Below are 7,496 nucleotides of genomic sequence, written 5' to 3'. Positions count from 1 at the left end.
GGCGGAGCAAACACCCCCCCCCCCCCCCCCCCCCCCCCCCCCTTCCCTCCGCCCCCCCCCCCCCCCCCCCCCCCCCCCCCCCCCCCCCCCGCCCGCTCCGCCCGGCTCCCCCACCCGGGAGCCGCGGAGCCGCGCCGTGACGGCGCGAGGTGCCGTGGGAGCCGCCTCACCCTGGCACCGGCCGGAGCCGGGCAGGGGCGGGACGACGGCGACCCCCACGTGGGGCCCCTCCGGCCGAGCGAAAGGCTCGGAGGGAGACACGGCGCGCCGGTTCAGGGCCGGCCCGTGTGTCGCGACGACCGGGCACCGGGGAGCCGCTCCCGGTCGCCACCGCCGTCGTGCTCGGCGTCTTGCCGTGACTCCTACAGTGCCCGAGCCGTGTTACCCGCGTGATGCGGGCAGGTGTCGTGGACGTACCAAATCGGGCCCGCCGAGTTGAGGGTGGGTCAGTGCGCGGCCCGGCCGGCCATGTAGGCCAGCAGGTCCTGCTGGGTGACGATGCCCTGCGGCTTGCCGTCCACCAGCACCACCGCCGCGTCGTGCTGCTTCAGCACGTCCATCAGCCCGCTCACCGACTCGCCCGAGCCGACCACCGGCAGCGGCCGGGACATGTGCTCCTCCAGCGGGTCGGAGAGCTGCGCCCGCCCCTCGAAGAGCGCGGTCAGCAGGTGGCGCTCGGACACCGAGCCGATCACCTCGCCGGCCATGATGTCCGGGTGCCCGGCGCCCGGCGAGACCACCGGCATCTGCGAGACGCCGTACTCGCGCAGCACCTGGACCGCCTCGCCGACCGTCTCGCTCGGGTGCATGTGCACGAACTGCGGGATGCCCTGGTGCGCGACGGCGTCCTTGAGGGCCAGCACCTCGCCGATGGTCGCCTCGTCCTCGGCGGTGGGCAGGAAGCCGTAGTCGGCCATCCAGTCGTCGTTGAAGATCTTCGACAGGTAGCCGCGGCCGCCGTCCGGCAGCAGCACCACGACCACGTCGTCCGGGCCGAGCCGGCGGGCGACCTCCAGCGCGGCCACCACGGCCATCCCGCAGGAACCGCCGACCAGCAGGCCCTCCTCCTTGGCCAGCCGACGGGTCATCTGGAAGGAGTCCTTGTCGGAGACCGCGACGATCTCGTCGGCCACCGTGCGGTCGTAGGCGGTCGGCCAGAAGTCCTCACCGACACCCTCGACCAGGTACGGCCGGCCGGTGCCGCCCGAGTAGACCGAGCCCTCGGGGTCGGCGCCGATCACCCGCACCTTGCCGCCCGAGGCGTCCTTCAGGTAGCGACCGGTGCCGGAGATGGTGCCGCCGGTGCCGACGCCGGCCACGAAGTGGGTGATCCCGCCCTCGGTCTGCTCCCACAGCTCCGGACCGGTGGAGTGGTAGTGCGAGGCCGGGTTCTCCGGGTTGGAGTACTGGTCCGGCTTCCAGGCGTTCGGGGTCTCCCGGACCAGTCGGTCGGAGACGTTGTAGTAGGAGTCCGGGTGCTCCGGGGCGACGGCGGTCGGGCAGACCACGACCTCGGCGCCGTAGGCCCGGAGGGTGTTGATCTTGTCGGTGGAGACCTTGTCGGGGCAGACGAAGATGCAGCGGTACCCCTTCTGCTGGGCCACGATGGCCAGGCCCACACCGGTGTTGCCGGAGGTCGGCTCGACGATCGTGCCACCCGGCTTGAGAGCGCCGGAGGCCTCGGCCGCCTCGATCATCCGCATCGCGATCCGGTCCTTGACCGAGCCACCGGGGTTGAAGTATTCGACCTTCGCCAGCACGGTGGCGGAGATCCCCTCGGTGACCTTGTTGAGCTTCACCAACGGAGTGTTGCCGACCAGCTCGATGATCGAATTGTGGTACCGCACGGGGGTCCTCCCGGTCTGTGGCGCGCATGGGTATCGGTATGGCAAGCCTATGGCTCCGGATGGCCGATGCCCGCCGATAGGGCGAAGGTGTCAAGGGGTATGCACGCTCTGGGACGGACCCGCGCGGCGCGGGTGACCGGGAGAGATCGTGAAGGGGGCACCGGATGCCTGGGGCGCAGCACTCGAGGGCACGGGTGGCCCGGCGGATCGCGACGGCCGCGGCGTACGGCGGCGGCGGCCTGGGTCTGCTGGGGGTCGGGGTGGCCGGGCTGTTGATCACCGAGAGCCGGCTGGCGATCCGGGCGGTCGGCCTGCTGGACGGCGATCCGCCCCGGTCCGACGGCGAGTACGGGGAGGGCTTCGCCGATCCGGGCGCCGACCAGGAGCCGCTGGTGCTGGCGTTCCTGGGCGACTCCACGGCGGTCGGGCTGGGCGTGCGGCGAGCGCGCGAGACCCCGGGGGCGCTGCTCGCCGCCGGGCTGGCCTCGGTCGCCGAGCGGCGGGTCCGGCTGGTCAACGCGGCGGTCTCCGGGGCGCGTTCGGACGATCTGGCCCGCCAGGTGCGGCTCGCCGTGGCGGCCCGGCCGGCACTGGCCGTGATCATGATCGGGGCGAACGACGTCACCCGGCACAGCCCGTTCGCCCAGGCCGTCCGGCAGCTCGGCGAGGCGGTCCGGACGCTGCGCGAGGCCGGCTGCGAGGTGGTGGTCGGGACCTGCCCGGACCTCGGCACCATCAAGCCGGTGCGGCCGCCGCTGCGCTGGGTGGTGCGCCGGGTCAGCCGGCAGCTGGCGGCGGCGCAGACCATCGCGGTGGTGGAGGCCGGCGGCCGGACGGTCTCGCTCGGCTCCCTGCTGGGGCCGGAGTTCGCGGCCCGGCCGGAGATGTTCGCCTCGGACCGGTTCCACCCCTCCGCACAGGGCTACGCCACGGCGGCGATGGCCGTCCTGCCCTCGCTCTGCGCGACGCTCGGGCTGTGGCCGGAGGCCGTGGAGCCTCCGGTGCGGCGCGAGGAGGTGCTGCCGATGGCGGTGGCCGCCGCGACCGCCGCCGGACAGTCCGGCACCGAGGTGGCCTCGGCCGCGCCGGGCGGCGGGGCCGGCCGCTGGGCCCTGGTCAAGCACCGGCTGCGGCTCGCGCTGCCGGCGGTCGCCGGCGGCCCGGCCGCCGAGGACCCGGCCGCACCCGCGGACCCCGGAGCGCCGCCCGCGGCGTCGGCCAACTCACACGCGACCACAGGTGACGCGCGGTCTACTTGAGAGTAACTTCCTTCTCCGTAGCAGCCGGACACACACCCTGGGGAGCCGTCATGCCCGAAGCCGTCATCGTCAGCGCCGCCCGTTCGCCGATCGGCCGCGCCTTCAAGGGCTCGCTCAAGGACGTCCGGCCGGACGACCTGACCGCCCAGATCGTGGCGGCCGCGCTCGCCAAGGTGCCGCAGCTCGACCCGCGCGACATCGACGACCTGATGCTGGGCTGCGGCCTGCCCGGCGGTGAGCAGGGGCACAACCTGGCCCGGATCATCGCCGTCCAGCTCGGCTTCGACCACCTGCCGGGCTGCACCATCACCCGCTACTGCTCCTCCTCGCTGCAGACCACCCGGATGGCACTGCACGCGATCCGGGCGGGCGAGGGCGACATCTTCGTCTCGGCCGGCGTGGAGACCGTCTCGCGCTCGGTCCACGGCAGCTCCGACGGCCTGCCCGGCACCCAGAACCCGCTCTTCGCCGACGCGGTGGCGCGCACCGCCGAGCGCGCCGAGAAGGGTGGCGGCGAGTGGCACGACCCGCGCGAGGACGGCCTGCTGCCGGACGCCTACATCGCGATGGGCCAGACCGCGGAGAACCTGGCCGCGCTCAAGGGCATCACCCGGGCCGAGCAGGACGAGTTCGGCGTGCGCTCGCAGAACCTCGCCGAGGCGGCCATCAAGGCCGGCTTCTGGCAGCGCGAGATCACCCCGGTCACCACTCCGGACGGCACGGTGGTCTCGGCGGACGACGGCCCGCGCGCCGGGGTGACCCTGGAGGGCGTGGCCGGCCTGAAGCCGGTCTTCCGCCCCGACGGCACGGTGACGGCCGGCAACTGCTGCCCGCTGAACGACGGCGCCGCGGCGCTGGTCATCATGTCCGACACCAAGGCACGCGAGCTGGGCATCACGCCGCTGGCCCGGGTGGTCTCCACCGGGGTCTCCGCGCTCTCCCCCGAGATCATGGGCTACGGGCCGGTGGAGGCCTCCCGGCAGGCGCTCAAGCGGGCCGGGCTGACCATCGACGACATCGACCTGGTGGAGATCAACGAGGCGTTCGCGGCGCAGGTCATCCCGTCCTACCGGGACCTGGGCATCGACCTTGACAAGCTGAACGTCAACGGCGGCGCGATCGCGGTCGGCCACCCCTTCGGCATGACCGGCGCCCGGATCACCACCACGCTGATCAACTCCCTGCAGTGGCACGACAAGCAGTTCGGCCTGGAGACCATGTGCGTCGGCGGGGGCCAGGGCATGGCGATGGTCATCGAGCGCCTGAGCTGAGGTGGTTGAGCGCTCGGGCCACTCGTTCGTAGTGACCGAGCGTGACTGAGGGCCGGATCACGTTTCCATCGCGATCCGGCCCTTTCGCATGCCGGATCCGGCGCTGTTCTCGACGTTCCGAAGTCGGCCAACCGCGCAGCGTACAACGGCCCGACGTCCAGATATTCCGACAATGATTAACATCACGGGGCAAATTGGACATCTTCCACTGCAGTCCCAGCCCACTATGCGGCAGGGTGGAGATGTTCCCCTGTTCCACTCCGCGCAAGGAGTACGTTCCGTGAGCGCCGTGTACATCCCACTGTTGCTGGTTCTGATCGCCGTGTCGTCAGCCGTGCTGGTCCATGTACGCAGCCTCTCCCGCCGGTTCACCGAGCTGGCCGCCGCGTCCACTCAGGTGGACGAGGAGGTGATACGCCGGGCCGTCACCGAGGCACTGGCCGCCGACCGGGAGCGCGAGGTCAACGAGGCGCGGGCGTTCTGGGCCGAGCAGGAGGCCCGGGCGGCCGAGGACGCCGAGCTGCTGGACACCCCGTTCGCCGGCGACCCGCACGGGCTGGGCCCGGTGGAGAACTGGCCGGTGTTCTTCCCGCGCCCGACCGGCCCGGAGGACGCCGCGGACGGCGCCACCATGGACCCGGCGTTCGGCGAGGCGCTCCGCGCGGCCCTGGAGGACCTGGTCAGCGACAGCGGCCCGCTGCCCGGCCCGACCGCCGGCGGGCACCCGGCGCAATCCGACTCGAGCGCCGCCGGCGACGCCCAGGCCCGCCGGGAGGCCGATCTGCTCGCCACCGGCCTGGAGGCCGGACTGCTCGACCCGGACCCCGCCGCCACCGGGGAGCCGGCCGCCGCCGTCCCCGACCCGCGCCGCCACCCCTCGCACCCCGACTTCGTGCCCAGCCAGACGCCGTCCCGGGAGTGGACGGACGCGCGGCTCACCGCGCTGGCCGAGGACCGGATCGCGCTGACCGACGTCCGGCCCGGCCCGCTCGGCACCCTGGACGTCTACGCCTTCGCCGACGGCACCACCCTCTGCGTGGCGCCCGGCGACCGGGAGGCCGCGTACCGGCTGATCGACGCGGTGCGGGCGGGCGAGGACGTCCGGCTGCTCGGCGGCTCGCGGTTCTCCGGCTCGTACTCGCTGACCTTCTCCACCGACGACGAGGCGGTCTACGTGCTGGCCGACCGCGTGGTGGCCAGCATCTGACGCCGGCTCGGCCGGATCGACCGACCCGGCCCGCTCAGCCGCACAGCTCCGCCACGGCGCCCACCGCCGCGACCGCCTCCACCAGCAGGCCGGCCGCCGTGGTCCGGGCGCCGTCGGCCGTTTCCAGCGGGTGCTCGTCGGCCAGCGGGGCCAACGCGACGACCAGATCGTGCCCGGCGACGGCGAGTTGGTCGCCGACCGCGAACGCCCCGGCGTCCGGGACGGCCCGCGGCGCGGACTCCGCGCCCTCCTCCAGCCGCTGGGCCTCCGCCGCGAGCCGACCGGCCAGCGCGAGGCCGGCGGCGGCCCGGGAGGGGTACCCGGGGACGGCGCCGAGCAGCCGGCTCTGCGGGAGGGCGCGGAAACGATCCGCCAGGTGGTCGACGGCGTGCAGCAGGGCGGAGGCATCGGGCATACCGCGAGCCTAACGGGCACCGGACCCGCCCGCCGGACCGCCTCCGGGACCGCCGCCATGACCACCGAGCGTCACGCAGCGCGGTTGGCCGAAAACGGACGGTTCAACGGACGGTTCGGTCGTCGCCGCACGGTTCAGTCGTCGCCCCGCAGGATGGCGATCAGCCGCAGCAGCTCCAGGTAGATCCAGACCAGCGACAGGGTCAGGCCGAACGCCGCCCGCCAGGACTCCCGCTGCGGCACACCGTCACGGATCGCCCGCTCGACCGCCGCGAAGTCGAGCGAGAGGAAGAAGGCGCCCAGCCCGGTCCCGACCAGGCCGACCAGGATCCCCAGCGGACCGGAGTTCAGCCCCAGCGAGGCGCCGAACAGCGAGGCCACCAGGTTGACCAGCATCAACAGCCGGAATCCGGCCGCCACCGCCAGACCGACCCGGGTGTACCGCGCGGTGACCCGGATCGGGCCGCCGCGGTAGGCGAGCAGCATGCCCGCGAAGACCGCCGCGGTGCCCAGCACCGCCTGGACCGCGATGCCCGGCCAGACCGTGTCGAGCGCCCGGGTGACCGGGCCCAGGAAGAAGCCCTCCAGGCCCGCGTGGAGCAGCACCAGCGGCGGGCTGACGCTGCGCCGGAAGCTGACCACCAGGCCGATCACGAAGGCCGCCAGGGCCGCCCCGAGCGCCGGGCCGAAGCCGGCGGCCGGCAGCGCGAACCAGGCCACCGCACCGGCCGCGACCAGGGTGAGCAGGGTCAACGCGGTCCGGGCCACCACGTCGTCCAGGGTCATCCGGCCGGTGGCCGCCGGTCCCGCCGCCGGCGCCAGGTACAGCTGTTCCAGCTGCTCGGCGGTGAGTTGTCCCTCGTACGGGGCCCGCGCGGACGACGCCGGACCGGCGGCCCGGGTGAAGATCCCGTCCCGCGAGAAGACCGGGTTGCTGCTCCTCATGCGCTTTCCTCCCGGCACGGCACCACTCCCTCCCCCGATGGTAATGGGTTGGCAAAGAGCGGGGGTATCCGCGGGCACCCCGGAGGTGCGCGGGAGGGCGTGAACTGGGTGGTGCCCGGAGCCGGACTCGAACCGGCACGACCTTACGGCCAAGCAGTTTTAAGCTGCCCGTGTCTGCGTTCCACCATCCGGGCCTGAACAACTCCGCGCACGGTGCGGATTGCCCCTGAGCCTAGTCGTCCCGATCCCGGTAGCGCATGTTCCCAGCCAGGGAAGTTGTCATGTTTCCTTGCCATCTGACGAACTGTCCGTAATTTCTGTCACCCCGTTCACCGGTTCCGGTCATCAGGGTCGCCGTCATACCGCAGGAGGAGAAGCTCGGCCTGTCGACCGACTCACGGTGGTGGCTGCCCACCCTCCCCATGACTGACGCCAGCCGGCTCGCGGCGCAGCACCATGGGATCGAGCCCGGCCCCGGGGGGGGGCGGGGGGGGGGGGGGGGGGGGGCAGGGGGGGGGGGGGGGGGGGGGGGGGGGGGGGGAGGGGGGGGGGT

The 7,496-nt window shown here is 73.6% G+C and carries 6 protein-coding genes and 1 tRNA gene; 3 read left to right on the top strand and 4 right to left on the bottom strand.

The window, feature by feature from the left end; all coding sequences use genetic code 11:
- Positions 1–446 precede the first annotated feature (446 nt).
- Positions 447–1,847: a cystathionine beta-synthase gene (locus ACZ38L_RS12830; RefSeq protein ID WP_465692104.1), complete on the bottom strand. Its 1,401-nt coding sequence runs from the start codon at positions 1,845–1,847 to the stop codon at positions 447–449.
- Between the two features lie 164 nt (positions 1,848–2,011).
- Here ACZ38L_RS12830 and ACZ38L_RS12825 point away from each other — a divergent pair, with 164 nt between their 5' ends.
- From ACZ38L_RS12825 to ACZ38L_RS12815, 3 genes are all read left to right on the top strand, one after another.
- Positions 2,012–3,106, top strand: a complete 1,095-nt coding sequence (locus tag ACZ38L_RS12825) for an SGNH/GDSL hydrolase family protein (protein WP_465692102.1) — start codon at positions 2,012–2,014, stop codon at positions 3,104–3,106.
- 50 nt (positions 3,107–3,156) lie between these two features.
- Complete coding sequence (locus ACZ38L_RS12820; protein ID WP_465692100.1) at positions 3,157–4,377, top strand: acetyl-CoA C-acetyltransferase; 1,221 nt, start codon at positions 3,157–3,159, stop codon at positions 4,375–4,377.
- A gap of 280 nt (positions 4,378–4,657) precedes the next feature.
- On the top strand, positions 4,658–5,584 hold the full coding sequence (locus ACZ38L_RS12815) for a hypothetical protein (RefSeq protein WP_465692098.1): 927 nt from the start codon (positions 4,658–4,660) through the stop codon (positions 5,582–5,584).
- A gap of 34 nt (positions 5,585–5,618) precedes the next feature.
- On the opposite strand, the gene ACZ38L_RS12810 is transcribed toward ACZ38L_RS12815, so the two are convergent.
- The 3 genes from ACZ38L_RS12810 to ACZ38L_RS12800 form a co-directional block, all read right to left on the bottom strand.
- Complete coding sequence (locus ACZ38L_RS12810) at positions 5,619–5,999, bottom strand: hypothetical protein (RefSeq protein ID WP_465692096.1); 381 nt, start codon at positions 5,997–5,999, stop codon at positions 5,619–5,621.
- A gap of 134 nt (positions 6,000–6,133) precedes the next feature.
- A complete protein-coding gene (locus ACZ38L_RS12805; protein WP_465692094.1) occupies positions 6,134–6,943 on the bottom strand; it encodes a Bax inhibitor-1/YccA family protein in 810 nt (269 codons plus the stop codon).
- Positions 6,944–7,052: 109 nt separating this feature from the next.
- Positions 7,053–7,137: transfer RNA gene (locus tag ACZ38L_RS12800), tRNA-Leu, on the bottom strand.
- Positions 7,138–7,496: the final 359 nt, after the last annotated feature.

This window comes from Kitasatospora sp. NPDC024654, assembly GCF_055559155.1.
The sequence above is the reverse complement of the archived record's forward strand: the minus strand, read 5'-3'. Positions and strand labels throughout refer to the sequence as shown.

Coding starts and splice junctions, on each gene's coding strand:
- ACZ38L_RS12825 (WP_465692102.1), top strand. CDS start 2,012: ATGCCTGGGGCGCAGCACTCGAGGGCACGGGTGGCCCGGCGGATCGCG.
- ACZ38L_RS12820 (WP_465692100.1), top strand. CDS start 3,157: ATGCCCGAAGCCGTCATCGTCAGCGCCGCCCGTTCGCCGATCGGCCGC.
- ACZ38L_RS12810 (WP_465692096.1), bottom strand. CDS start 5,999: ATGCCCGATGCCTCCGCCCTGCTGCACGCCGTCGACCACCTGGCGGAT.
- ACZ38L_RS12805 (WP_465692094.1), bottom strand. CDS start 6,943: ATGAGGAGCAGCAACCCGGTCTTCTCGCGGGACGGGATCTTCACCCGG.